Consider the following 24,953-nt stretch of genomic DNA (forward strand, 5'->3'; position numbering starts at 1 on the left):
ACCGCCACGGAACGTGCCACCTTGCCGAAGCGGTGATACCCGGGCCGTTTGCCCCGTACGCCGTTTGCGGGCACCCGGGTGCGGAGACAACTTCCCTGGGGGGTCGTACGCATGACCGGTCGTCACCCCGTTCCCGCTCACGGCAGAGCCCGGAAGGCATGGGGGGCCGGCCATGGCGCTCGCACAGCCCGAACCGGGCGGGTTGCTGCACGGACCGGCCGGACCCACCGGACCGCGGACCGGACCGCTGCGCGGCACGCTCGCCACCACCGCCTGCATGGAGACCCTCCAGGTGGGATACCTGCACGCCGTCGCGGCCGCGGCCGGCTGCTCGCTCTCCCAGCCCTTCCCGGACAACGGCATCGACTGGCACGTCAGCCACGGCGCCCCGGAGCACGTCGTCGACGACGAGGTGACCATCAAGGTGCAGCTCAAGGCGACCTATCAGATACCGCCCCGGCCGGCCGGGGCCACCTTCGGCTTCACCCTCGACAACGAGCACCTGGTGAAGCTGGCGCGGACGCCGGTCGCCGTCCACAAGATCCTCGTCGTGATGCTCGTACCGCGGGAGCGGGAGCAGTGGATCGGCGCCGGGCACGACCGGCTCGACCTGCGGCACTGCTGCTACTGGACCAACCTCGCCGGGCACCCCGTGACCGGCCGGCGCCGGACCACCGTACGGATCCCGACCACGCGGATCTTCGACGACCGGGCGCTGTGCGAGATCATGACCCGGGTCGGGTCGGGAGGGACACCCTGATGCACTGGCACTCGCCCCACCTCGAACCGCTGCCGCCCCCGGAACTCTCCCCGGGCACGCCCGATCCCGCCCAGGTCGACCCGCAGGTGCTCGGCGCGCTGCTGCACCGGCACGGATGGCTGCGGCGCGGCGGCGCGGCGGGCCGGTACGGGCGCTGGACCCCGCCCGGCCGCGCCGGGACCAGCCTGCTCGTCCCCGAGAGCCGTACCTTCCCCGACTGCGCGGACCTGCTGGAGGAGGCGCTCACCGCGCTCTCGCGCAGCGGGCTCGCCTCGGCGCGGGAGGTGCTGTTCGGGCTGAGCGTGCCCAGCGACGAGATCCGCTGGGAGCGCGAGATCCCCGTCGGGCCCTACGGCTACCAGGGCGAGGCCGCCTGGACCGTCCAGGAACAGCTGCGCTCGGCGGCCCGCCGGCTGCTGGTGGCCGGCGCCCTCGCCGACCGCGCGCGCGCCGGGTACTACGGTGCCCGCCACCGGGCCCAGGCCGAACGCGTCCTCGACGGGGTGCTGGTCGGGCCCTCGCCGGGCGGGCGCCGGCTCACCGCGTACGTGCCCGTGGACGGGGGCCGGGGCGTGGTGGCCCGGCTGCACCAGGCCCTGCACGCGGCCCGGGAGGCGGTGGACTACCGGCGGGCCACCGGCGGGATGGACGCCTTCGACGCCGCCGTGGCGGCGGGGGTCAGCCGGGAACTCGCCGACGCGCTGATCGCCCTCGTGCGGGGTTCCGAAGGGGCCCGGATCGCGCTGGCCTGGGCGCCCGCGGCCGGGGTCCCCGCCGGGTGCGCGGCGCGGCCCGAGCCGGTGGAGTTCTCGCCCGGTGACCTGCCGGTGCTGCGGGAGGCCGCCGCCCGCTACACCCGGGAGGAACCCGCGGTCCCCGTACGGCTCGCGGGGGCGGTGGTCCGGATGCGGCGGGCCGCGGCGGGCGGCGGGGGGACCGTCCGGCTGCGGGTGCTGGCGGGCGCGGAGGTCCCGTACGTGCGGGCCGCGCTTGACGAGGAGGCGTACCGGATCGCGGGCCACGCCCACCTGGTGGGCCTGCCGGTCCGGGTGAGCGGCCGGCTCCAGCGCCGGGGCGGCTTCCGCAGGCTGACGGACGCCACGGACGTGACGCCCGTTCCCCTGGACGAGGTCGAACGGGACCGCCTGATGAAGTCGCTGGACGACGGCTTCGAGCCGGAGGACGTCCTGCCGTCGGACGACTGAGGACGACCGGGGCGACCGGGGCGGCCGACCCGCCGGGGCGACTCCCGCGGTGGGCCGGCCGGGGTCAGCCCGTGGGCGTCGACGCCGCTGCCGCCGCGAGCCGGCGCACGCCCTCGGCCAGCTCCGCGCCGGACGGGGTCGCGGCGAACGCGAGCCGCAGGAAGGCGCCGGGCGGCTCGCTGGCGAAGTAGCGGTCGCCCGCGCTGACGCTCACGCCGTGCTCGCGGGCGGCGCGCGCGAGCACGGCGGCGTCCGCGCCGGCCGGGAGGCGGACCCACAGGTGCAGTCCCCCGGCCGGCGGCCGGCCGAGGGTCCACTCGGGGAGTTCCCGCGCGACGGCGGCCGCCAGCTCGGCGCACCGGCTCCGCAGCGTGGAGGCGAGGGACCGCAGGTGGCGGTTCCAGGCGGGGGAGTTGACCACTTCCAGCGCGGCCTCCTGCATGGGCCGGGCGACGAAGAAGTCGTCCACCCGGCGGACCGCCCGCATGCGTTCCATCACCGGTCCCCGGGCCACCAGGGCTCCGATGCGCAGGCTCGGGGCCGCCGGCTTGGTGAGCGAGTTCAGATGGATGACGGTGCCGTCCCGGTCCTCCGCCACCAGCGGCGCGGCCAGCGGCCCGCCGTGGCCGAGGTGGCGTGCGAAGTCGTCCTCGACGACGAAGGCTCCGGCGGCCCTGGCCACGGCGACGACCTGCCGGCGGCGCTCGGGCGCGAGGGCGGTGCCGGTCGGGTTGTGGACCGTCGGCTGGCAGTAGAAGAGCCGTGCGCCCGTCATGGCGAACGCGTCGGCCAGCAGGTCGGGCCGTACTCCGTCCCCGTCGGTCGGTACGGGGATCGGGCGGAGTCCCGTCGCCATCGCGGCGGCGATGGCGCCGGGGTAGGTGGGCGACTCCATCAGGACCGGACTGCCGGGCCCGGCCACGGCCCGGAACGCGATGGACAGGGCGCTCTGGCCGCCCGCGGTGACCAGGACGTCGTCGGGGGTCACGCCGCCCCCCGCCAGCTCGGCGAAGACGGCGCGCAGCGAGGCGAGGCCTGCGGCCGGGGCGCGGTCCCAGGCGTCGGGCCGGCGGGCCGCCCGCGCCAGTGCCGCGCTCAGGGTCGCGACGGGCTGCAGCGACCGGTGCAGGTAGCCGCCGTCCAGCACGACCGTCCCGGCCGCCGCGGGCCCGAGGCTGTCGGTGAGCGAGCGGGTGTCCACCGTCCGGTCGGTGAGCGCGACCGTCTGCCAGGCGGTGTCGGGGAGTTCCCCGTGCGTCAGGGCGCGCGGGGCGACGAACGTGCCGATCCCGGGACGGGTGACGACCGCGCCCTCGGCGGCCAGGCGCGCGATGGCCCGGGACACGGTCACCGGGCCGACCCGGTACTGCTGGATCAGCTCCCGGCTGCTCGGCAGCCGGTCGCCCGGTGAGAGGCCGGCCAGCAGCGCGCGCAGCCCTTCGATCAGAGTGACAGTAGTGCTATCGTCTGACATGAGGGATAACAGTAGCACTACTGAAGATGCGCGGGAAGCACTACGGGAAGCGGCGCCGGGGCGGAGCCTGTGGCACAACAGGGACTTCCTCAGGTTCTGGTTCGGCGAGACCCTGTCGCTCCTCGGCACGCAGGTCACGAACCTCGCCCTGCCCCTGACCGCCATCCACGCCTTCGGGGCCACGGACGAGCAGGTCGGCCTGCTGCGCTTCGTCCAGCTCGCCCCGTACATGGGACTCGCCCTGCTCTTCGGGGTCTGGGTCGACCGCGTCCGGCGCAGGCGGGTCATGCTCTGGACCAACCTCGTGCGCATGGTGCTGGTCGCGCTCGTACCGCTGCTCCACTGGCTGGACGCCCTCGACATGCCGGTGCTCCTGGTCTGCGCCTGCGCGATCGGCGTCGCCTCGGTGCTGTTCGACGTGAGCTGGATGCCGTTCGTGCCCACCCTGGTCAAGGACCCCCGGCACTACGTCGAGGCCGGCGCGAAGATGGGCGTCAGCTCCTCGGCCGCGGACGTCGCCGGCCCCGGGCTCGCGGGGGTGCTGGTGTCCGTGCTGACCGCGCCGGTGGCGCTGCTCGTGGACGCCGCCTCCTACCTCGTGTCGGCGCTCTCGCTGCTGCTGATCCGTACGCCGGAACCACGGCCCGCGCCCACGGCCGAGCGCCACGTCCTCGGGGAACTGCGCGACGGCCTGCGGTGGGTCCTGCGGCAGCCGGTCCTGCGCTGGCTGGCCCTGGTCGGGTTCTGCTGCAACTTCTCGATGATCACCGTCTGGACCATGTTCCTGCTCTACGGGACCCACGGCCTGGAGCTGAGCCCCACGACGCTCGGGACGGTCTTCGCGACGGCCTCCGTGGGCGGCCTCCTCGGCGCACTGGTCTCCCGCCGGGCGATCGCCCGCTTCCCCCTCGGCCGGGTCTACTTCGCGGCCCAGAGCGCACTGCTGCTCGGCCCCTCGGTCATCGTGCTGGCCGGCGGGCCGAAACCGGTGGTGGTGGGCCTCGTGACCGCGTCGTTCTTCACCACGTACCTCGGGCTCGGGATCGCCAACGTCATCATCGTCAGCCTGCGCCAGATCAGCACGCCCCCGTCGATGATGAGCCGGATGACCGCCTGCTTCCGCACCCTGCTCTTCGGCGGCGGCGCCCTCGGAGGCCTGACGGGCGGGCTGCTCACGGGCGCGATCGGAGAGAGGAACGCCCTGGCCGTGGCCGCGTCCTGCTCCGCCGCCGTGGTCGTCGCGCTCGTCTTCTCGCCCGTCAGCCGGCTCCGGACGCTGCCGACCGCGATCGGCGAACCGTCCTAGGGGGCCGCCGGGGCCGCCGGGGCCGCCGGGGCCGCCAGAACCGCTCCACCGACGCCGGTGAAGGAGGCCATGGTCAGTCCCGGGACGGGGGAGAAGTCCGCGCCGCGGACGAAGCCCAGGCGTTCGTACAGGGTCACCGCGGGGGTGTTGCCGGCGCCCGTGGTGACCTCGACGGTCCGGCCCGCGAAGGGCTCCGCCAGGGCGTGCCGCAGCAGCAGCGAGGCGATGCCGCGGCGGAACCACGCCGGGTCCACGCACAGCCGGTCCAGCGTGACGACCCCCTCGGCCGCCGCCTCCCAGGCCAGGAACCCGGCGACCGCGCCGTCCCCGGACACGGCCCCCAGCCAGCGCAGCGGCCGCGCCCGCAGTTCCGCGAGGCTCTCGCCGAGGGCGGGGATGCCGTCGAAGCCGATCAGTTCCGCCTCCACCGCGTAGGCGGCACGGCCGATCCGGTGCACGGCCCCGGCGGTCGCGTCGTCGGTCAGGTCCAGCGGGCGGACGAGCGGGCTCGGCACGGGGCGGACTCCTGCGGTCGGCGGCGGACGGACGCGGCCCAGGGTAGCCAGCGCAGGCGGGCGGGCCGTAACCGTTTGGCGGCGCGGCCTCCCGGCTCGGTACGATTCAGGCGCGCAGTGTTCGCTCGCGCATCCCTTGAGTCAGGAGTGACCGGTGTCAGACGTCCGTGTGATCATCCAACGCGATTCCGAGCGGGACGAGCGCGTGGTGGCCACGGGCACTACGGCGGCGGAGCTCTTCGCCGGCGAGCGCACCATCGTGGCCGCGCGCGTCGCCGGTGAACTGAAGGACCTCGCGTACGAGGTGCGCGACGGCGAGACCGTCGAGCCGGTGGAGATCTCCTCCCCGGACGGCCTCGACATCCTGCGCCACTCGACCGCGCACGTCATGGCGCAGGCCGTGCAGGAACTGTTCCCCGAGGCCAAGCTGGGCATCGGCCCGCCGGTCCGCGACGGTTTCTACTACGACTTCGACGTCGCCCGGCCCTTCACCCCCGATGACCTCAAGGCCATCGAGAAGAAGATGCAGGAGATCCAGAAGCGCGGCCAGCGCTTCGCCCGCCGCGTGGTCACCGACGAGGCCGCCCGCGAAGAGCTCGCCGACGAGCCGTACAAGCTGGAGCTCATCGGGATCAAGGGCTCGGCGTCCACCGACGACGGCGCGAACGTCGAGGTGGGCGGCGGCGAGCTGACCATCTACGACAACCTCGACGCGAAGACCGGCGAACTGTGCTGGAAGGACCTCTGCCGCGGTCCCCACCTGCCCACCACCCGCAACATCCCGGCCTTCAAGCTGATGCGCAACGCGGCCGCCTACTGGCGCGGCAGCGAGAAGAACCCGATGCTCCAGCGCATCTACGGCACCGCCTGGCCGTCGAAGGACGAGCTGAAGGCGCACCTCGACTTCCTCGCCGAGGCCGAGAAGCGCGACCACCGGCGCCTGGGCACCGAGCTCGACCTGTTCTCCGTACAGGACGAGATCGGCTCCGGCCTGGCCGTCTTCCACCCGCGCGGCGGCATCATCCGCCGCACCATGGAGGACTACTCGCGCAAGCGGCACGAGGAAGAGGGCTACGAGTTCGTCTACACCCCGCACGCCACCAAGGGCGCCCTCTTCGAGAAGAGCGGCCACCTGGACTGGTACGCGGAGGGCATGTACCCCCCCATGCAGCTCGACGGTGGTACCGACTACTACCTCAAGCCCATGAACTGCCCGATGCACAACCTGATCTTCGACGCGCGCGGCCGCTCCTACCGCGAGCTGCCGCTGCGCCTCTTCGAGTTCGGCACCGTGTACCGGTACGAGAAGTCCGGCGTCGTGCACGGCCTGACCCGCTCGCGCGGCTTCACCCAGGACGACGCGCACATCTACTGCACCAAGGAGCAGATGGCGGAGGAGCTCGACCGCACGCTGACCTTCGTGCTGAACCTGCTCCGCGACTACGGTCTGACCGACTTCTACCTGGAGCTGTCGACCAAGGACCCGGAGAAGTTCGTCGGCTCCGACGAGGTCTGGGAGGAGGCCACCGCGGTCCTCCAGTCGGTCGCCGAGAAGCAGGGCCTCCCGCTGGTCCCGGACCCGGGCGGCGCCGCGTTCTACGGTCCGAAGATCTCGGTCCAGTGCCGTGACGCCATCGGCCGCACCTGGCAGATGTCGACCGTGCAGCTCGACTTCAACCTGCCGGAGCGCTTCAACCTGGAGTACACCGGCCCGGACGGATCGCGCCAGCGCCCGGTCATGATCCACCGTGCGCTGTTCGGCTCGATCGAGCGGTTCTTCGCGGTGCTGCTGGAGCACTACGCGGGCGCCATGCCGCCGTGGCTGGCCCCGGTCCAGGCCGTCGGCATCCCGATCGGCGACGGGCACGTGGAGTACCTCCAGGAGTTCGCCGCCGAGGCGAAGAAGAAGGGTCTGCGGGTCGAGGTGGACGCCTCCTCCGACCGCATGCAGAAGAAGATCCGCAACCACCAGAAGCTCAAGGTCCCGTTCATGATCATCGTCGGTGACGAGGACATGGCCGCGGGCACCGTCTCCTTCCGCTACCGCGACGGTTCGCAGGAGAACGGCATCGCGAAGGACGAGGCCCTGGCCAAGCTGGCGAAGGTCGTCGCCGACCGCGTCCAGGTCTGATCCACGGCCGCACGGCAATCGGCGGGCCCCCGGAAAGCGATCACTTTCCGGGGGCCTTCCTCGTCCGCCGGGACGAGGTCATATGCTGCGTCCTATGACGATTGAGCCGGAGCAGCAGATCGGTGTGGGTACGCAGGACGCGTTCCAGCGTCTGTGGACGCCCCACCGGATGGCCTACATCCAGGGGGAGAACAAGCCGACCGGCCCGGAGGCCGGGGACGGCTGTCCCTTCTGCGGGATTCCGGAGATGTCCGACCAGGACGGCCTGATCGTGGCGCGCGGCGAGCACGTCTACGCCGTGCTGAACCTCTACCCGTACAACGGCGGCCACCTGATGGTCGTCCCGTACCGGCACGTCGCCGACTACACCGAGCTCGACGGCCCCGAGACCACCGAACTCGCGGACCTCACCAAGCGGGCCATGGTCGCGCTGCGCAAGGCGTCCGGTGCGCACGGGTTCAACATCGGCATGAACCAGGGCGCGGCCGCCGGCGCCGGCATCGCCGCCCACCTGCACCAGCACATCGTGCCGCGCTGGGGCGGGGACACGAACTTCATGCCGGTGGTCGGCCACACCAAGGTGCTGCCGCAGCTCCTGGCAGACACCCGTCAGATGCTCGCGGACGCCTGGCCCGTCGACTAGTCGACCGGGCCGTTCCCCAGGGAAAGCAGGGACGGCCTAGTCGGGCCCGGTCCAGTCGAAGGTGATGTGCTTGCTCGACTGGCCTTCCCTGCTCCACCGGAAGCCATAGGCGTCGGCCCGGTCCGCTGTCGAGCGGCCCCAGGTCGCGACCTGGCCCGGTCCGGTCTCGGCGCCCGGCAGGTTGGTCGACTGCACGCGAGCGCCCTCGGGAGTGTTGGGTCCGGTGAGTGCCCGCGCGCTCGCCTCGACCCGGCCGGGAACCACGGCCCGCCAGCTCGACAGGTCGTCGGCGACCTCCACCTCGATGGCCGCGAACTCCATGCCGCGCATCTCCGCGCCCATCATGCGCACCATCTCCGCCGGCCAGCTGCCCGCCTGGCCACCGAAGATCATCTGGAGCGCTTCGCGCTGCGCGTCGTCGGCGCGCTCGTCGACGAAGACCGCCGCGTACGTATCGGAGTGCTCGGCCCATACATTGCCGACGAAGGAGCCCAGCATCAGCACGTTGAGGCCGTCCAGCGGCACGTCCCCGTAGCGTCCCTCGCGGATGTGCCACGCGAGGATGCCGTCGCAATCGCCGTAGGTGGGCAGCTGCGCGAACGAGCAGGGGCACGGCACGTTGCACTTGCAGGTGTCGAACCAGTCCCCCGCCGCGTGCCACCTCGGCACAGTCGCCGTCGTCTCGGACATCTCCCTGCCTCCTCGTGACCGCACCGGTCGTCGTCCCGGGAGGACGGCCGTGCCCCAGGAAGACATCACCGGCCCACGCCCGGGTCGTACAGGTCTCCACGTCGATTATCCCCCCGCCGCGGCCGCCCGGAGGGGACCGGTTCCGCCCGCGCACGCACCCGTCCGCCGTGATGTGCTGGAAACGTGCGGCTCGACCGGAGTGCCCTGTCACCACCCTTGCGTCCGGCGAACCTGCTGTCGGCCCGGCAGCTGGCGTTCGCCTGGTCCGTGATGGGCTCGATCGCCCTGCTCGCCTGGGTGCTGGTCGTCGACCAGGCCCGTGACACGGGGGTCGCACCGGGAACCATGGGCATGGGCATCCCGCTGTTCCTGCTGCTGTGGCTGATCATGATGATCGCCATGATGTTCCCGTCCGTGGCCCCGGTGGCGATCACCTGGGCCCGGGCCATCGGCCGCCAGTCGGCCGGAGCCGTCCGCGCGGCCCGTACCGCCCAGTTCGTGGCCGGCTACCTCCTGGCCTGGACGGCCTTCGGCCTGATCGCCTACGGGCTCCTCGCCGCGACCGGGACCCTGGTGGACGGCCAACCCGGCACCGGGCGGTGGATCGGGGCAGGTGCCTTCCTCATCGCCGGGCTGTACCAGTTCAGCCCGCTGAAGAACCTCTGCCTGCGGCACTGCCGCAGCCCCATGGGCCAGCTCGTGCGCTACGCCGGCTTCCGGCCCCTGGCCCGCGACCTGCGGGTCGGGGCCCATCACGGGGCGTACTGCGTCGGCTGCTGCTGGGGGCTGATGATCGTCCTCATCCCGCTCGGCGTCATGAACGTCCTGACCATGGCCGCGGTGGCCCTGGTGATCTTCGTGGAGAAGCTGTGGCGGCTGGGCCCCATCTTCTCGGCCGCCATCGGGATCGCCTTCCTCGTCCTTGCGGTACTGGCCCCCTTCCAGCCCTTGCTGCTGCCGGGGCTGGAACCACCGCGGTCGCCGATGACGCACATGCTCCAGCCCTCCTGGCAGTGCCTTGCCGGGTGCTCCGAAGCGTTCATCCGCCCCGGCGGGTGGACGGCCTAGGGGGTGTCTGACGGATGTCCGTGGGGAAGGAGCGGCGTCCGGTGCGTGCTCTCGGCGTGCCGACCGGAAGCCCGCGTACTGGACGTACTTGGGCTTTCGGTCGGTGCGGCGAGAGTGCGTGCCGGGCGTCGCGACGCCGCGGAGATCCGTCAGACACCCCTAGCCCGGTTCGCCCTCACCGGCCGGCGCGGCCTCGTACGTGAACTCGTCGACCGGACCGGTGGGCGACGTGGCCACGCCCACGGTCACGGTGACGTCCACCGTCTTCGCATCGTCCGCGTTCGATCCGTCGAGCGGCCGGAGCGGCACCTTCGCCCTGATGAGGGTCGCGGACTCGACCACGGCGGAGTGCGCGACGGTGTCCTTGAACCGCACGGTCGTGCCGGACGTCGCGAAGCCCGAGCCCACGATCTCGACCGGCGTGCCGACCGGCCCGTGGTTCGGGGTGACCGAGCCGACCACGACGGGTGCGGGCCCGCCGTAGGCGAAGCGCCCCGGCGGGACGGCGGGCGACGTGCCGAACCGGTTGGTGACGCGGACGTCGACGATGCCGACCCCGTCGGGCACGACCGCCCTGATCCACATCCCTTCCAGGTCGAGGACGAACTCGCCGCACGGGACGGGACCGAAGTCGACGACGCTGTCCGGGGTGAATCCCGTGCCGCTGATGGTGAGCTGCGTGCCGCCGTCCCCGGCGGTGGGGCTCAGCCCGGTCACCACCGGGCCGGCGGGGATCCGGGGCGCGCCCAGCAGGTACAGGTAGCTGAAATCGGAGTGCTGGAAGGCGACCTGGGCCGTGAAGTCGGCGGTGGTCCTGTTGATGGCGAACGTGTCGTACCAGCCGTACGACGGGTTCCACGTGATGGGGCTGTCGGCGAGCGGCTGGACGTAGACGTTGTCCTTCTTGAGCGTGTTGGCCTCCGTCAGGAGGAGTTTCACCTCGTGGGTCGCCGCCGGACCCTGGGGGAGCGGGTACCACTTCCGGGCTTCGAGCAGGTCGGACCAGGCCAGCGGGACGACGTCGTACGCGTTGACGTGGCGTTCGTGCAGGATCCACCGCAGGCCGTCGACGTGGTCGGCGAAGCTCTGGAGGCCGGCCGTCGGGGCGGCGAAGGTGACGAGGGCGAACGCCGGCGGGTTCGGCGTCCAGGTCCGGTTCTGGAGGTACGCGCCCAGCATGGTGGCGACGCAGCCGCCCAGGCTGTGGCCGGTCACGTAGACCGTCGGCTGGGGCGAGGACGGCACGGCCGCGAGGAGGAGGGCGAGCGCCTGCGCGAGCGTCGCGTCCACGGGGATGGCGGCGTCCGGCCCGTCGGCCCCTTCCGGCCCGGCGGGCACGCCGGTGATCCCGCGCGCCGTCGCGACCTGGGTGAACGCGGCCATGGCACCGGCCGAGACGGCGATGTCCGCCGACCCGCCGGCGGTGAACGGCACCACCGTGCCGACGTCGAGGTCCTCCATCGTGTCGATCGGCTGCGAGACGGTGCCTCGGACGGCCACGACGATCTGGTTCGAGCCGTCGGAGTTCCAGGCGATGTAGGCGAGGTTCGCGTTGTCCGGACTGAGGGCCAGCCATTTCAACTGCCATGTGCCGCCCGTGGCGAGCGTGGGGTCCTGCAGGTGCGCGGTGATGCCGGACCTGGCGCGCAGGGCCTGCTCCCGCCCGGTCTCACCCGACGGACGCGGGACCGCCGCCGTGGCGGCGAACGCGGCGAGGGTCATGAGGACCGGGGCGGTGGACGGGTGGGGCTGGGCCGACGTGGCCATGGGTGCTCCTCTGCGTGTCTGCGGAGCGGAGCGGGCCGCGACGGCCGTCGTGTCCGGCCTCAGGAGATCTCGGCACCCTCACCGTGCCGGTGGCGGGCGCACCCCACCCCTGGGATCGTGCCGGGCGCGCCCATCGTCCCCGGCGCCGGCACCCGGGACGGACGTGACGGGCCCGGGACCATCGGATTTCAGGCTCCCGGCCCAGCGCCGCGTGCCCCTCCGTGCGTGCCCCTCAGTGCGGGGCCCTCGGCCCGACAGGACCTCAGGCCTCGCGGTCCGCGCGCCAGTCGGCGACGACGGCCTCGACGTCGAACTCGGTGAGGTTCAGGAGGGGTCCCGGCGGCGGCCTGAGCAGGGCCGCGCGGATCTTCTCGTTGACCTCCGTGAGGACGGCCCGTACCCGGCGTTCGGTACGGGCCTCCCGGACCTTCTCCAGGGCGTCCTCGGCCTCCTTGCGCAGCGCGAGCGAGGGGGGCAGCGGGGAGAAGCCCTCGCGGTGCAGCTTCCCCTTGACCCACCAGAGCTCGTCGTAGGGCGCGTCCAGCGAGGCCATCGGCTTGCCCCAGCCCGGCAGCTTCTCGAACTCGCCGCGGTCGGCCGCTTCCCGGATCTGCCGGTCCACGAAGGACTCGAAGCTGACACCGGGCGGCTTGCGCTCGGTCATGGTGGTTCCTCCCCGGGTCGGATCCGTCCCCTTCAGCGTACCTAGGCGTCGTAGACGTCGGCCTTGCGCGGGGCGGGCTCCTGGATCAGGCCGCTCATGATCGAGGAACGGTTCGTGAAGCGGTCCGTGTCGACGCCGTTCTCCTCCAGCACCTTGAACGCCGCGGCGTGCACGGAACGCAGGACCGGGGCCACCGTGCGCAGCGCGTCGTCCGCCATGAAGCGGTGGCGCCACATGGTGCCGGCCCAGACGTGCCGCAGACCGAAGGGCTCGGGCAGGACCAGCTTGCCGCCGAAGTACTCCAGGAGCGGCGGGTACCAGGTCAGCGGGGCCCGCACGGCCAGCCGGACGACCTCGCTCGCGTCCACCAGCGGCAGCGGGCGCTCCACCGTCTCCCAGAAGCGCACGGACTTGGGGACCTCTATGACCGGGGCCTTGGACTTGGTGGTGAACAGGCCGTGCACCGGTCCGAGGGCGTGGGCGGTGACGTCCACGCGCAGGGTCTTGTAGAGCACGGTCACGGTGACCAGCATGGTGATCACGAGCTGGCCGTCCCAGAGCGGGTACTGGATGCCGAGGTAGTGCCGGTTGCCCGCGCTGAACTGCTGCTCGTTGCAGATCCGGGTGATCTCGTGCGGCTTGACGAGGAAGGTGTCCACGTCCTCGCCGCTCGGCCGGGCGACCTCCGCGGCGCCCTCGCCGACGGGTGTGACGATCCAGTGCTGGATGGAGGCGGCCGGGAAGCCGCCGGTGTGCAGCGGGCCCCGCTCCAGCTTGCGCAGCTGGGCGTCCATCGCGCGTATGACGTCCCAGCTGCGGAACGGGTGGATCTCCGCGCCCTCGGTCCTCGGGACCAGCTCCTCGGCCATCTGCCAGCTGCCCCAGCGGGTGCCCATGCCGAGGATGCCCTTGGGGCCGGCGTAGAAGACGGAGTTGCTGCGGTCCTCGGCGGTCAGCTTCGCCAGCTGGTGGCGCAGGTCCTCGCGGGCCTTCTCGTCGGGGTTGCCGGGGACCGCGTCCGGGATCTTGGCGGCGACCCCGCCGCCCCCGAGCAGGCCGTCCCAGCGCGAGCGCAGGTCGGCGGCGGTGTTCTCGCAGATCCGGCGGGCCAGGAACCAGCCCAGCGCGGGGGCGGCCAGCGAGCCGAACAGGTACAGCTCCAGCACTCCGCTGCCCGGCGCCCGGTAGACCACCCGGTAGAGCAGCACCGCGGCCACGAGGACGACGCCGACCAGCAGGGCGGTCCCGATCCACGTGCTTTTTTTGCCCTCGCCCTTGGCGAGGGTCTTGCGCAGCTGGAACAGGCCGAGCCACAGCAGCAGCCCGGGCAGGAACACCACACCGCAGACCAGCATGATCAGGCGCAGCTTGCGGTCGCGTTCCTTGCGGATGCGGGAGGCCGCCAGGCAGTGCTCGACGACGGTCTGCGGGTCGGCGCCGAAGGACTGGATGAGCGGCTTGCGGCCGGGGGAGAGGGTGCGGGCCTCCACGGCCCGGCAGAAGGCCTCGCCGAGGTTGGGCTCGAACAGGGAGATCTTCGGGGGCTTCACCGAAGCCGGGTGGTTCTCGCTGTTGGCCCCGAGTATCGAGGACAGCGCGGTGTCCTTGCCGCCGTCGCGGTACGCGGCGGAGGCGAGCGCGTTGGTCGCGGCGGTCTGGCCGCCGCCCCCCTGGAGCGGAATCTGTGCCCCGGGCCTGAAGTCGAAACCGTCGTCCGCCACCGCTGCCCCCATCGCCGTGCCACTGTGCTCTTTGTCGTGCCGTCGTAGTCGTCGTAGCCGTTGTGCCCGTTGTGCCCTGTCGTTCCGTCCGCCGCGCCGAAAAGCCTATCGGCGGACACCGCCCCTTGGTCATGGGACAGGGAAATGCCGCCCACCGCAAGCGGGTCGGGTGGGCGGCGGGCGTGACGTTATGTCAATTGGTTTCCCTTCTCGGCCTGTTCGCGAACCTTGTCCGCGAGGTGGGGCGGCATCGGCTCGTGGCGGGCGTAGGCGCGGCTGAACCGGCCCGTGCCGTGCGTCACGGAGCGCAGCTCCACGGCGTACCGGCCGATCTCGATCTCCGGGATCTCGGCGCGCACCCGGGTGCGGCCGGCCCCGGCCTGTTCGGTGCCGACGACGCGGCCCCGGCGGCCCGCGAGGTCGCTCATGACCGCGCCGACGTAGGCGTCGGGGACCTGTACGTCGAGTTCCGCGACGGGTTCCAGGAGGTGGATGGGGGTGTCGGCGGCGGCCTCCCGCAGGGCGAGGGCGCCGGCGGTCTGGAAGGCGGCGTCGGAGGAGTCCACCGAGTGCGCCTTGCCGTCGCGCAGGATGATCCGTACGTCGACCAGCGGATAGCCGGCCGCGATGCCGCGGGCGGCCTGGGCCCGTACGCCCTTCTCCACGGACGGGATGAACTGGCGGGGCACCGCGCCGCCCACCACCTTGTCGACGAACTCGATGCCGCTGCCCGGCGGGAGGGGCTCGACCTCGATCTCGCAGATGGCGAACTGGCCGTGGCCGCCGGACTGCTTGACGTGCCGGCCGCGGCCGGTGGCCTTCGCGCCGAAGGTCTCGCGCAGGCTGACCTTGTGCGGGACGGGATCGACCTGGACCCCGTAGCGGGTCCGCAGCCGCTCCAGGGCGACGTCCTGGTGGGCCTCGCCCAGTGACCACAGGACCAGCTGGTGGGTGTGCGGGTTCTGCTCCAGCCGCATCGTGGGGTCCTCGGCGACGAGCCGGGCCAGGCCCTGGGAGAGCTTGTCGTCGTCGGCCTTGCTGTGGGCCTCGATCGCGAGGGGGAGCAGTGGGTCCGGCATCGCCCAGGGTTCCATCAGGAGGGGGGCGTCCTTGGAGGAGAGGGTGTCGCCGGTCTCGGCGCGGGTGAGTTTGGCCACGCAGGCGAGGTCGCCCGCGATGCAGGTGCCGAGCGTGCGCTGCTGTTTGCCGAAGGGGGAGGTGAGGGCGCCGACGCGTTCGTCGACGTCGTGGTCCTCGTGCCCGCGGTCGGCCAGCCCGTGGCCGCTGACGTGCACCGTCTCCTCGGGGCGCAGGGTGCCGGAGAAGACGCGGACCAGGGAGACACGGCCCACGTACGGGTCGGAGGAGGTCTTGACGACCTCGGCGAGGAGCGGTCCGGCCGGATCGCAGGTGACGGCGGGGCGCGGGGAGCCGTCGGGGGCGGTGACGGTGACGGGGGCGCGTTCCTCGGGGGTGGGGAAGCCGCCGGTGATCAGTTCGAGGAGTTCGACGGTGCCCAGGCCCTGACGGGCGCCGTCGGCGGCCGGGGCGGCCATCAGGACGGGGTGGAAGGTGCCCCGGCCGACGGCCCGCTCCAGGTCGTCGATCAGGGTCTTGACGTCGATGTCCTCACCGCCGAGGTAGCGGTCCATGAGGCTCTCGTCCTCGCTCTCGGCGATGATCCCCTCGATCAGCCGGGAGCGGGCGCCGTCGATCAGGGCGAGCTCGGCGGGGTCCGGGTCGCGCTCGGCGCGTGCGCCGGAGGAGTAGTCGTACACGCGCCGGGAGAGCAGGCCGATCAGGCCGGTGACCGGGGCGTGGCCGTCGGGTCCGCGGGCTCCGTACAGCGGCAGGTAGAGCGGGACGACGGCGTCGGGGTCCTCCGCTCCGAAGGCCTCACCGCAGGCGGCGGCCGTCTCGGAGTAATCGGAGCGGGCTGCCTCCACATGGGTGACGACGATGGCCCGGGGCATGCCGACCGCCTGGCATTCCTCCCAGACCATGCGGGTGGCCCCGTCGATCCCGTCGGCGGCCGAGACGATGAAGAGGGCCGCGTCCGCGGCGCGCAGACCGGCCCGCAGTTCCCCGACGAAATCGGCGTATCCGGGGGTGTCCAGGACGTTGATCTTGATGCCGGCCCATTCGACGGGGACCAGGGAGAGCTGGACGGAGCGCTGGCGGCGGTGCTCGATCTCGTCGTAGTCCGAGACCGTGCCCCCGTCCTCGACCCGTCCGGCCCGGTTCACGGCCCCCGCCGTCAGGGCCAGGGCCTCGACGAGGGTGGTCTTGCCGGCACCGCTGTGGCCGACCAGCACGACGTTCCGTACGGAAGAGGGGCGGTCGGCCGTCAGTGCCCTGCCGGCGGCTCCGGCTTGGTGTGATGTGGCTCCCATGCTGCTCGTGCCTCCTGGTGTCGCGGTGAGGAGGGTGATCGGGGTCCTTCGAGCTTTGCACCGGTGTCACACTGCGTCCATACGTCGTACCGGCGACTGTCCGGAGCGTGACGGTGGCACGGCGGCCGGATTGCGCGGCGCGAACCGGTGGGTGCGCGGCGTGACGGGCCCGGGGCGCTGGCTACGATGGGCCAGCCGGTGGCCGTGGTGGCCGTGCGGCCCAGCGACCCTCCGGGAAGGCCATGCTGAACAAGTACGCGCGTGCATTCTTCACGCGTGTTCTCACGCCGTTCGCCGCGTTTCTCCTCCGTCGGGGGGTGAGCCCGGACGCGGTCACCCTCATCGGCACCGCCGGAGTGGTGGCCGGAGCGCTGGTCTTCTTCCCCCGGGGCGAGTTCTTCTGGGGCACGATCACCATCACCCTCTTCGTGTTCTCCGACCTGGTGGACGGGAACATGGCCCGCCAGGCCGGGGTCTCCAGCAGGTGGGGCGCCTTCCTCGACTCCACCCTCGACCGGGTGGCCGACGCGGCGATCTTCGGCGGTCTCGCGCTCTGGTACGCGGGCGACGGGAACGACAACGCGCTGTGCGCCGTGGCGATCTTCTGCCTGGCCAGCGGCCAGGTGGTCTCGTACACCAAGGCCCGCGGCGAGTCGATCGGGCTGCCGGTCGCCGTCAACGGGCTCATCGAACGCGCCGAGCGACTGGTGATCTCCCTGGTCGCGGCCGGGCTGTCCGGGCTCCAGACCTTCGGTGTCCCCTCCTGGATCGGCGTGCTGCTGCCGATCGCCCTGTGGGTCGTGGCGGCGGGCTCGCTCGTCACCCTGATCCAGCGGGTGGTCACCGTACGTCGCGAGGCCGCCGAGGCCGACGCCGCGGCCGGGTCCGAGGGCGGTACCGCCTGATGGGCAAGGCACAGGACAAGCTGGTCGACGGCCTGTACGGGCTCGGCTGGGCGGGCGTCAAGAAGCTCCCCGAACCGGCCGCCGTGGCCCTCGGCCGCAAGATCGCCGACGTGGTCTGGAAGCGGCGCGGCAAGAGCGTGCTGCGGCTGGAGTCGAACCTGGCACGGGTGGTGCCGGACGCGACCCCCGAGCGGCTGCGCGAGCTCTCGCACGCCGGCATGCGCTCGTACATGCGCTACTGGATGGAATCCTTCCGGCTGCCGACGATGGACCCGCGGCGGTTCAGCACGGAGGTCCGCTTCCAGGACGAGAACCTCCTGCGCGAGGCCCTCGCCACCGGGCGCGGGGTGATCGTGGCCCTGCCGCACCTGGCCAACTGGGACCTCGCGGGGGCCTGGGCCATCGGCCACATCGGGGTCCCGTTCACCACGGTCGCCGAGCGGCTCAAGCCCGAGTCGCTCTACGACCGCTTCGTGGCCTACCGCGAGAGCCTGGGCATGGAGGTGCTGCCGCACAGCGGCGGCGCCGCCTTCGGCACCCTGGCCCGGCGGCTGCGCTCCGGCGGCCTGGTCTGCCTGGTCGCGGACCGGGACCTGTCGGCCTCGGGGGTCGAGGTGGACTTCTTCGGCGCCAGGACGCGGATGCCGGCGGGCCCGGCCCTGCTGGCCCAGCAGACCGGCGCCGTACTGCTCCCGGCGACCCTGCACTACGGCGACACCCCGGTGATGCACGGCCGGATCCACCCCGAGGTGGAGGTGCCCGGCACGGGGACGCGCACCGAGAAGACCGCGGCCATGACCCAGGCGCTCGCGGACGCCTTCGCCTGGGGCATCGCCGCCCACCCGGAGGACTGGCACATGCTGCAGCGCCTGTGGCTCGACGACCTGGAGGAGCGCCCGTAGTGAAGATCGGCATCGTGTGCCCGTACTCGTGGGACGTGCCGGGCGGCGTCCAGTTCCACATCCGTGACCTGGCGGAGCACCTGATCCGCCTCGGCCACGAGGTGTCGGTCCTGGCGCCGGCCGACGACGAGACCCCGCTGCCCCCCTACGTGGTCTCGGCGGGCCGGGCGGTGCCGGTGCCCTACAACGGGTCGGTCGCCCGGCTGAACTTCGGCTTCCTGTCGGCCGCCCGGGTACGCCGCTGGCTGCACGACGGCGTCTTCGACGTGATCCACATCCACGAGCCCGCCTCGCCCTCCCTCGGACTGCTGTCCTGCTGGGCGGCCCAGGGCCCGATCGTGGCGACCTTCCACACCTCCAACCCCCGCTCGCGAGCCATGATCGCCGCGTACCCGATCCTCCAGCCGGCGCTGGAGAAGATCAGCGCCCGGATCGCGGTGAGCGAGTACGCCCGGCGCACGCTGGTGGAACACCTCGGCGGCGACGCCGTGGTCATCCCCAACGGCGTCGACGTGGACTTCTTCGCCAAGGCCGACCCGAATCCCGACTGGTCCGGCCGGACCCTGGGCTTCATCGGCCGCATCGACGAACCCCGCAAGGGCCTGCCGGTGCTGATGGCCGCCTTCCCGGCCATCGTCGAGCAGTGCCCGGACGTACGGCTGCTCGTCGCGGGCCGGGGCGACGAGGAGGAGGCGGTGGCCTCCCTCCCCGCGGAACTGCGCTCCCGGGTGGAGTTCCTCGGCATGGTCTCCGACGAGGACAAGGCGCGCCTGCTGCGCAGCGTGGACGTCTACGTCGCCCCCAACACCGGCGGCGAGAGCTTCGGGATCATCCTGGTCGAGGCCCTCTCCGCCGGAGCGGCCGTCCTGGCCTCGGACCTCGACGCCTTCGCCCAGGTCCTGGACCGGGGCGCGGCGGGGGAGCTCTTCGCCAACGAGGACGCCGGCTCGCTGGCGACGGCCGCCGTCGCCCTGCTGCGCGACCCGGACCGGCGCGCGGAGCTCAGCGCCCGCGGCTCGGCCCACGTACGGCGGTTCGACTGGTCGACGGTCGGCGCGGACATCCTGGCCGTCTACGAGACGGTGACCGACGGCGCGGCCGCGGTGGCCGCCGACGAACGCGTCCCCCTCCGCACCCGCCTCGGCTTCTCGCGGGACGGCTGAGCGAGCGGCCTCCCGTAGCCGGTAGTGTCGCGGCCCGTGATCGAAAACCTTGTCTGGATCGCGGTGGCGCTCGGTGTCGTCGGGGTCTACCTCAGTTGGACCGCCGGGCGGCTGGACCGGCTGCACACGCGGATGGACGCCGCCCGGGCCGCCCTCGACGCGCAGCTCGTGCGGCGCGCCTCGGTGGTGTTGGAGGTGGCCACCTCCGGCGCGCTGGACCCCGCCTCCTCGCTCGTGCTGTACGAGGCCGCCCACGGGGCCCGGCAGGCCGAGGAGGAGCAGCGGGAGGTCGCCGAGAGCGAGCTCAGCCAGGCGTTGCGCGCGGTGTTCGCGGACGCCGACCAGGTGGAGGTGCTCAAGGCGGCTCCCGGGGGAGAGGCGGCGGCCGAGGAACTGGCCGCGGCCGTGCGCCGGGTCCCGATGGCGCGGCGGTTCCTCAACGACGCCGTACGGGCCGCCCGCGCGCTGCGCCGCCACCGCAAGGTGCGGTGGTTCAGACTGGCGGGACACGCCCCGTTCCCGCTCGCCTTCGAAATGGACGATGAGCCTCCGGTGGACCTGGCGGACCGTCCCGCATAGGCGCGGGCGGGTCCGGCCAGTGCCGCGGGGGACAAGTCGAGGGGCCACCGGCTCCACATTGGCCCTTGCAGTGGACTGGTCGGTGGGGTTTTCTCAGCCCAGTAGTACCCGTCTTCCTTTCGAGTGAGGTCAACCCGTGAGCACGCTTCCCACCTCTTCCCAGTCCGCTGAGTCGGCCATCGGCACCTCCCGCGTCAAGCGCGGCATGGCCGAGCAGCTCAAGGGCGGCGTGATCATGGACGTGGTCAACGCCGAGCAGGCGAAGATCGCCGAGGACGCCGGCGCCGTGGCCGTCATGGCCCTGGAGCGGGTCCCCGCCGACATCCGCAAGGACGGCGGCGTGGCCCGCATGTCGGACCCGAACATGATCGAAGAGATCATCGGGGCCGTCTCCATCCCGGTCATGGCCAAGTCCCGCATCGGCCACTTCGTCGAGGCCCAGGTCCTGCAGTCCCTCGGCGTCGACTACATCGACGAGTCCGAGGTCCTGACCCCGGCCGACGAGGTCAACCACTCCGACAAGTGGGCGTTCACCACCCCCTTCGTCTGCGGTGCCACCAACCTGGGCGAGGCCCTGCGCCGCATCGCCGAGGGCGCGGCCATGATCCGCTCGAAGGGCGAGGCCGGCACCGGCAACGTCGTCGAGGCCGTCCGTCACCTGCGTCAGATCAAGAACGAGATCGCCCGCCTGCGCGGCTACGACAACAACGAGCTGTTCGCCGCCGCCAAGGAGCTGCGCGCGCCGTACGAGCTCGTCAAGGAGGTCGCCGAGCTCGGCAAGCTCCCGGTCGTGCTGTTCTCCGCCGGTGGCGTCGCCACCCCGGCCGACGCCGCGCTGATGCGCCAGCTCGGTGCCGAGGGCGTCTTCGTCGGCTCCGGCATCTTCAAGTCGGGCGACCCGGCCAAGCGCGCCGCCGCAATCGTGAAGGCCACCACCTTCTACGACGACCCGAAGGTCATCGCGGACGCCTCCCGCAACCTGGGCGAGGCCATGGTCGGCATCAACTGCGACACCCTCCCCGAGGCCGAGCGCTACGCCAACCGCGGCTGGTAGTCGGACATGACCACCCCCGTGATCGGTGTCCTGGCCCTCCAGGGCGACGTACGGGAGCACCTGATCGCCCTGGCCGCGGCGGACGCCGTGGCCAGGCCGGTCCGGCGCCCCGAGGAGCTCGCCGAGGTCGACGCCCTGGTGATCCCCGGCGGCGAGTCGACGACCATGTCGAAGCTCGCCGTGCTGTTCGGCATGCTGGAGCCGCTGCGCGAGCGCGTCCGGGCGGGCATGCCCGTCTACGGCACCTGCGCCGGCATGATCATGCTCGCCGACAAGCTGCTCGACGGCCGTGACGACCAGGAGACGCTCGGCGGGATCGACATGATCGTGCGCCGCAACGCCTTCGGCCGCCAGAACGAGTCCTTCGAAGCGAAGATCGACTTCGCGGGCATAGCGGGCGGCTCCGTCGAGGGCGTCTTCATCCGCGCCCCGTGGGTCGAGTCCGTCGGCGCCACCGCCGAGGTGCTCGCCACGTACGAGGGCCACACGGTCGCCGTGCGCCAGGGCAATGTGCTGGCGACCTCGTTCCACCCCGAACTGACCGGGGACGACCGCGTCCACGCGTACTTCGTCGACATGGTGCGCGCGGGGCTCTGACGGCGTCCCGGTAGGATCTGAGGCGAACATTGTTGGTGACGCGAAGGAGACAGGCAGATGTCCGGCCACTCTAAATGGGCTACGACGAAGCACAAGAAGGCCGTGGTTGACGCCAAGCGCGGCAAGCTCTTCGCGAAGCTGATCAAGAACATCGAGGTCGCGGCCCGTATGGGCGGTGCCGACGTCGATGGCAACCCGACGCTCTTCGACGCCATCCAGAAGGCCAAGAAGAGCTCGGTCCCGAACAAGAACATCGACTCCGCGGTCAAGCGCGGCGGCGGCCTCGAGGCCGGCGGCGCCGACTACGAGACGATCATGTACGAGGGCTACGGTCCGAACGGTGTCGCGGTGCTCATCGAGTGCCTCACCGACAACCGCAACCGTGCCGCCTCCGACGTGCGCGTCGCCATGACCCGCAACGGCGGCTCGATGGCCGACCCGGGCTCGGTCTCGTACCTGTTCAACCGCAAGGGCGTCGTCCTGCTGCCCAAGGGCGAGCTCTCCGAGGACGACGTGCTGGAGACGGTGCTCGACGCCGGCGCCGAAGAGGTCAACGACCTCGGCGAGAGCTTCGAGATCATCAGCGAGGCCACCGACATGGTCGCGGTCCGTACCGCGCTCCAGCAGGCGGGCATCGACTACGACTCGGCCGACTCCAACTTCCTGCCGACCATGCAGGTCGAGCTGGACGAAGAGGGCGCTCGCAAGATCTTCAAGCTGATCGACGCGCTGGAGGACAGCGACGACGTGCAGAACGTCTTCGCCAACTTCGACGTCTCGGACGAGGTCATGGAGAAGGTCGACGCCTGACCCGCGCCCACAGCGACGGGCCGACGGGACACACCCCGTCGGCCCGTCGCTTTGTCAGTGGCGGCCGATAGCCTGCACGGGCACGCACAGGCGATCGACGAGCGGGGGACGGGCATGCGCGTACTCGGGGTGGACCCCGGCCTGACGCGGTGTGGCGTCGGGGTGGTCGAGGGGGTCGCCGGGCGGCCACTGACCATGATCGGCGTCGGTGTCGTGCGCACGCCCGCGGACGCCGAACTGGGGGACCGGCTCGTCGCCGTCGAGCGGGGCATCGAGGAATGGCTCGACACGTACCGCCCCGAGGTGGTGGCCGTGGAGCGGGTCTTCAGCCAGCACAACGTCAGCACCGTCATGGGCACCGCCCAGGCCAGCGCCGTCGCCATGCTCTGCGCGGCGCGCCGCGGGATACCGGTCGCCCTGCACACCCCCAGCGAGGTCAAGGCCGCCGTCACCGGCACCGGCCGGGCCGACAAGGCGCAGGTCGGAGCCATGGTGACCCGGCTGCTGCGGCTGGCCGCCCCGCCGAAACCGGCCGACGCCGCCGATGCCCTCGCCCTCGCCATCTGCCACATCTGGCGGGCCCCCGCCCAGAACCGACTCCAGCGGGCGGCCGCCCTGCACGCCGCCTCGAAAGGCCGTACCCGATGATTGCCTTCGTCAGCGGCCAGGTCGCCGCACTCGCCCCCACCCTCGCCGTGATCGAGGTCGGCGGGGTCGGCATGGCCGTGCAGTGCACGCCGAACACGATCGCGGGCCTGCGGATCGGCGATCCGGCCCGGCTGGCGACCTCCCTGGTCGTGCGCGAGGACTCGCTGACCCTCTACGGCTTCGCCGACGACGACGAACGCCAGGTCTTCGAGCTCCTCCAGACCGCCAGCGGCGTCGGGCCCCGGCTGGCCCAGGCCATGCTCGGCGTACACAGCCCCGACGCGCTGCGCCTGGCCGTCTCCACGGCCGACGAGAAGGCCCTCACGGCGGTGCCCGGAATCGGCAAGAAGGGCGCCCAGAAGCTCCTCCTGGAGCTCAAGGACAAGCTGGGCGCTCCGCTGGGGTCGAGCGGCCTGGTCGGTGCGCAGCGCGCGGCGGCGTCAGGACCCGCCCCGTGGACCGAGCAGCTCTCCGCGGCACTGATCGGGCTGGGCTACGCCCCGCGGGAGGCGGACGAGGCCGTCTCGGCGGTGACGCCGCAGGCCGAGGCCGCGATCGCGGCCGGCGGCTCCGCCCCGGTCCCGCAGCTGCTGAGGGCCGCCCTCCAGAGCCTGAACCGGGCCCGCTGAGCCGGGCCCGCCGAGCCGGGTGCCGCCGCGCGGAGCCCGCCCCCGCCGCTCCCCGCCCGGACCGCACCCCACGGGGTCCGGGGTGGAGCCCGGGGAACGGCACCGCAGAGACCACCGTACGAACCGAGAAGGCAGACTGACACCGTGAACTGGGACGACGACGACACCACCACCGAGGACGAGGCCCGCATCGTCGCCGCGGGCGCCGACGGCGAGGACACCGCCGTCGAGGCGGCCCTGCGCCCCAAGGACCTCGGTGAGTTCGTCGGCCAGGAGAAGGTCCGCCAGCAGCTCGACCTCGTCCTCAAGGCGGCGAAGCAGCGCGGCGCCACCGCCGACCACGTCCTGCTCTCCGGCGCGCCCGGCCTCGGCAAGACCACCCTCTCCATGATCATCGCCGCCGAGATGGGGGCGCCGATCCGGATCACCTCCGGCCCGGCCATCCAGCACGCGGGCGACCTCGCCGCCATCCTCTCCTCCCTCCAGGAGGGCGAGGTCCTCTTCCTCGACGAGATCCACCGCATGTCCCGGCCCGCCGAGGAGATGCTGTACATGGCGATGGAGGACTTCCGCGTCGACGTGATCGTCGGCAAGGGCCCGGGAGCGACCGCCATCCCGCTGGAGCTGCCGCCGTTCACCCTCGTCGGGGCGACCACCCGGGCCGGCCTCCTGCCCCCGCCGCTGCGGGACCGCTTCGGCTTCACCGGCCACATGGAGTTCTACGCCCCCGAGGAGCTGGAGCGGGTCGTCCACCGCTCCGCCCGCCTCCTCGACGTGGAGATCGACACCGCCGGCGCCGCCGAGATCGCCGGCCGCTCCCGCGGCACGCCCCGCATCGCCAACCGCCTCCTGCGCCGCGTCCGCGACTACGCCCAGGTGCGGGCCGACGGGGTGATCACCCGCGAGGTGGCCGGAACCGCCCTCCAGGTCTACGAGGTGGACGCCCGCGGGCTCGACCGGCTGGACCGCGCGGTGCTGGAGGCCCTGCTCAAGCTGTTCGGCGGTGGCCCCGTAGGCCTGTCCACGCTCGCGGTCGCGGTCGGCGAGGAGCGCGAGACCGTCGAGGAAGTGGCCGAACCCTTCCTGGTCCGTGAGGGACTGCTGGCGCGCACCCCGCGCGGGCGGGTCGCCACCCCCGCCGCATGGGCTCACCTGGGGCTTGTCCCCCCGCAGCAGGCCGTCGGCGGACCAAGGGGACAACAGGGCTTGTTCGGGGCCTGACGGCGCGGGCGTTTCCCCGGTCAGGAACTGCGGTGCCATGCTGGGCGTTGTTCCATCGGTGCGGACTCGCCTAGACTCCGCCGATGCCGACCCTTCGGGTCGGCGTGC

23 protein-coding genes are annotated in these 24,953 nt (G+C 72.4%); 16 read left to right on the forward strand and 7 right to left on the reverse strand.

The window, feature by feature from the left end:
- Positions 1-172: 172 nt before the first annotated feature.
- Together OG295_RS28085 and OG295_RS28090 are read left to right on the forward strand one after the other, a co-directional pair.
- Positions 173-760 (forward strand): DUF4365 domain-containing protein, encoded by a 588-nt coding sequence (locus OG295_RS28085; RefSeq protein ID WP_371679399.1) that lies wholly within the window; start codon positions 173-175, stop codon positions 758-760.
- Positions 760-1,965, forward strand: coding sequence for a hypothetical protein (locus OG295_RS28090; RefSeq protein WP_266837999.1), 1,206 nt, complete (start codon positions 760-762; stop codon positions 1,963-1,965). The genes OG295_RS28085 and OG295_RS28090 overlap by 1 nt, the downstream gene beginning before the upstream one ends.
- A 64-nt stretch (positions 1,966-2,029) precedes the next feature.
- Here OG295_RS28090 and OG295_RS28095 read toward each other — a convergent pair whose 3' ends face one another.
- On the reverse strand, positions 2,030-3,439 hold the full coding sequence (locus OG295_RS28095; RefSeq protein WP_371679400.1) for a PLP-dependent aminotransferase family protein: 1,410 nt from the start codon (positions 3,437-3,439) through the stop codon (positions 2,030-2,032).
- Here OG295_RS28095 and OG295_RS28100 point away from each other — a divergent pair.
- The gene (locus tag OG295_RS28100) at positions 3,438-4,745 is read left to right on the forward strand and encodes an MFS transporter (protein WP_371679401.1); all 1,308 of its coding nucleotides are present in this window, start codon (positions 3,438-3,440) and stop codon (positions 4,743-4,745) included. The two genes, OG295_RS28095 and OG295_RS28100, sit on opposite strands and share 2 nt — an antisense overlap.
- Here the strand turns inward: OG295_RS28100 and OG295_RS28105 are convergent.
- On the reverse strand, positions 4,742-5,260 hold the full coding sequence (locus tag OG295_RS28105) for a GNAT family N-acetyltransferase (protein WP_371679402.1): 519 nt from the start codon (positions 5,258-5,260) through the stop codon (positions 4,742-4,744). The genes OG295_RS28100 and OG295_RS28105 overlap by 4 nt on opposite strands.
- 154 nt (positions 5,261-5,414) lie before the next feature.
- Here OG295_RS28105 and thrS point away from each other — a divergent pair, with 154 nt between their 5' ends.
- Both thrS and OG295_RS28115 read left to right on the forward strand, forming a co-directional pair.
- Positions 5,415-7,391 (forward strand): threonine--tRNA ligase, encoded by a 1,977-nt coding sequence (thrS, locus tag OG295_RS28110; protein ID WP_371679403.1) that lies wholly within the window; start codon positions 5,415-5,417, stop codon positions 7,389-7,391.
- A gap of 82 nt (positions 7,392-7,473) precedes the next feature.
- Positions 7,474-8,034, forward strand: a complete 561-nt coding sequence (locus OG295_RS28115; RefSeq protein WP_371679404.1) for an HIT domain-containing protein — start codon at positions 7,474-7,476, stop codon at positions 8,032-8,034.
- A 36-nt stretch (positions 8,035-8,070) separates the two neighbouring features.
- Here OG295_RS28115 and OG295_RS28120 read toward each other — a convergent pair whose 3' ends face one another.
- Positions 8,071-8,724 (reverse strand): DUF1326 domain-containing protein, encoded by a 654-nt coding sequence (locus OG295_RS28120; protein WP_371679405.1) that lies wholly within the window; start codon positions 8,722-8,724, stop codon positions 8,071-8,073.
- 183 nt (positions 8,725-8,907) lie between these two features.
- Here OG295_RS28120 and OG295_RS28125 point away from each other — a divergent pair, with 183 nt between their 5' ends.
- Positions 8,908-9,792, forward strand: a complete 885-nt coding sequence (locus OG295_RS28125) for a DUF2182 domain-containing protein (protein ID WP_371679407.1) — start codon at positions 8,908-8,910, stop codon at positions 9,790-9,792.
- A 159-nt stretch (positions 9,793-9,951) separates the two neighbouring features.
- On the opposite strand, the gene OG295_RS28130 is transcribed toward OG295_RS28125, so the two are convergent.
- The 4 genes from OG295_RS28130 to OG295_RS28145 all read right to left on the reverse strand — a co-directional run bounded on the left by OG295_RS28130 (position 9,952) and on the right by OG295_RS28145 (position 16,337).
- Positions 9,952-11,559 carry an IPT/TIG domain-containing protein gene (locus OG295_RS28130; RefSeq protein WP_371679408.1) on the reverse strand — a complete coding sequence of 536 codons (1,608 nt, stop codon included), beginning with the start codon at positions 11,557-11,559 and terminating at the stop codon, positions 9,952-9,954.
- 262 nt (positions 11,560-11,821) lie between these two features.
- A complete protein-coding gene (locus tag OG295_RS28135) occupies positions 11,822-12,223 on the reverse strand; it encodes a DUF1992 domain-containing protein (RefSeq protein WP_371679409.1) in 402 nt (133 codons plus the stop codon).
- A gap of 41 nt (positions 12,224-12,264) precedes the next feature.
- Positions 12,265-13,944 (reverse strand): hypothetical protein, encoded by a 1,680-nt coding sequence (locus OG295_RS28140; RefSeq protein WP_371679411.1) that lies wholly within the window; start codon positions 13,942-13,944, stop codon positions 12,265-12,267.
- A gap of 188 nt (positions 13,945-14,132) precedes the next feature.
- A complete protein-coding gene (locus OG295_RS28145) occupies positions 14,133-16,337 on the reverse strand; it encodes an elongation factor G-like protein EF-G2 (RefSeq protein ID WP_371679412.1) in 2,205 nt (734 codons plus the stop codon).
- A gap of 242 nt (positions 16,338-16,579) precedes the next feature.
- On the opposite strand from OG295_RS28145, the gene pgsA reads away from it, so the two are divergent.
- From pgsA to ruvB, 10 genes are all read left to right on the forward strand, one after another.
- The gene (pgsA, locus tag OG295_RS28150; RefSeq protein WP_371679413.1) at positions 16,580-17,242 is read left to right on the forward strand and encodes a phosphatidylinositol phosphate synthase; all 663 of its coding nucleotides are present in this window, start codon (positions 16,580-16,582) and stop codon (positions 17,240-17,242) included.
- Positions 17,242-18,144: a phosphatidylinositol mannoside acyltransferase gene (locus OG295_RS28155; protein WP_371679414.1), complete on the forward strand. Its 903-nt coding sequence runs from the start codon at positions 17,242-17,244 to the stop codon at positions 18,142-18,144. The genes pgsA and OG295_RS28155 overlap by 1 nt, the downstream gene beginning before the upstream one ends.
- A complete protein-coding gene (locus OG295_RS28160) occupies positions 18,144-19,307 on the forward strand; it encodes a glycosyltransferase family 4 protein (protein ID WP_371679415.1) in 1,164 nt (387 codons plus the stop codon). Before OG295_RS28155 ends, OG295_RS28160 begins: the two co-directional genes overlap by 1 nt.
- Before the next feature lie 36 nt (positions 19,308-19,343).
- The gene (locus OG295_RS28165) at positions 19,344-19,886 is read left to right on the forward strand and encodes a hypothetical protein (protein ID WP_371679416.1); all 543 of its coding nucleotides are present in this window, start codon (positions 19,344-19,346) and stop codon (positions 19,884-19,886) included.
- A gap of 136 nt (positions 19,887-20,022) precedes the next feature.
- Positions 20,023-20,940, forward strand: coding sequence for a pyridoxal 5'-phosphate synthase lyase subunit PdxS (gene pdxS / locus OG295_RS28170; RefSeq protein ID WP_371679417.1), 918 nt, complete (start codon positions 20,023-20,025; stop codon positions 20,938-20,940).
- Positions 20,941-20,946: 6 nt separating this feature from the next.
- Positions 20,947-21,537, forward strand: a complete 591-nt coding sequence (gene pdxT / locus OG295_RS28175) for a pyridoxal 5'-phosphate synthase glutaminase subunit PdxT (protein ID WP_371679418.1) — start codon at positions 20,947-20,949, stop codon at positions 21,535-21,537.
- Positions 21,538-21,594: 57 nt separating this feature from the next.
- Positions 21,595-22,347 (forward strand): YebC/PmpR family DNA-binding transcriptional regulator, encoded by a 753-nt coding sequence (locus OG295_RS28180; protein WP_371679419.1) that lies wholly within the window; start codon positions 21,595-21,597, stop codon positions 22,345-22,347.
- A 114-nt stretch (positions 22,348-22,461) separates the two neighbouring features.
- Positions 22,462-22,995 (forward strand): crossover junction endodeoxyribonuclease RuvC, encoded by a 534-nt coding sequence (ruvC, locus tag OG295_RS28185; RefSeq protein ID WP_371681337.1) that lies wholly within the window; start codon positions 22,462-22,464, stop codon positions 22,993-22,995.
- Positions 22,992-23,624 (forward strand): Holliday junction branch migration protein RuvA, encoded by a 633-nt coding sequence (gene ruvA / locus OG295_RS28190; RefSeq protein WP_371679420.1) that lies wholly within the window; start codon positions 22,992-22,994, stop codon positions 23,622-23,624. The genes ruvC and ruvA overlap by 4 nt, the downstream gene beginning before the upstream one ends.
- Positions 23,625-23,768: 144 nt before the next feature.
- Positions 23,769-24,845: a Holliday junction branch migration DNA helicase RuvB gene (gene ruvB, locus OG295_RS28195; protein WP_371679421.1), complete on the forward strand. Its 1,077-nt coding sequence runs from the start codon at positions 23,769-23,771 to the stop codon at positions 24,843-24,845.
- Positions 24,846-24,953 lie beyond the last annotated feature (108 nt).

It is taken from the genome of Streptomyces sp. NBC_01276, assembly GCF_041435355.1.
GTDB lineage: Bacteria > Actinomycetota > Actinomycetes > Streptomycetales > Streptomycetaceae > Streptomyces.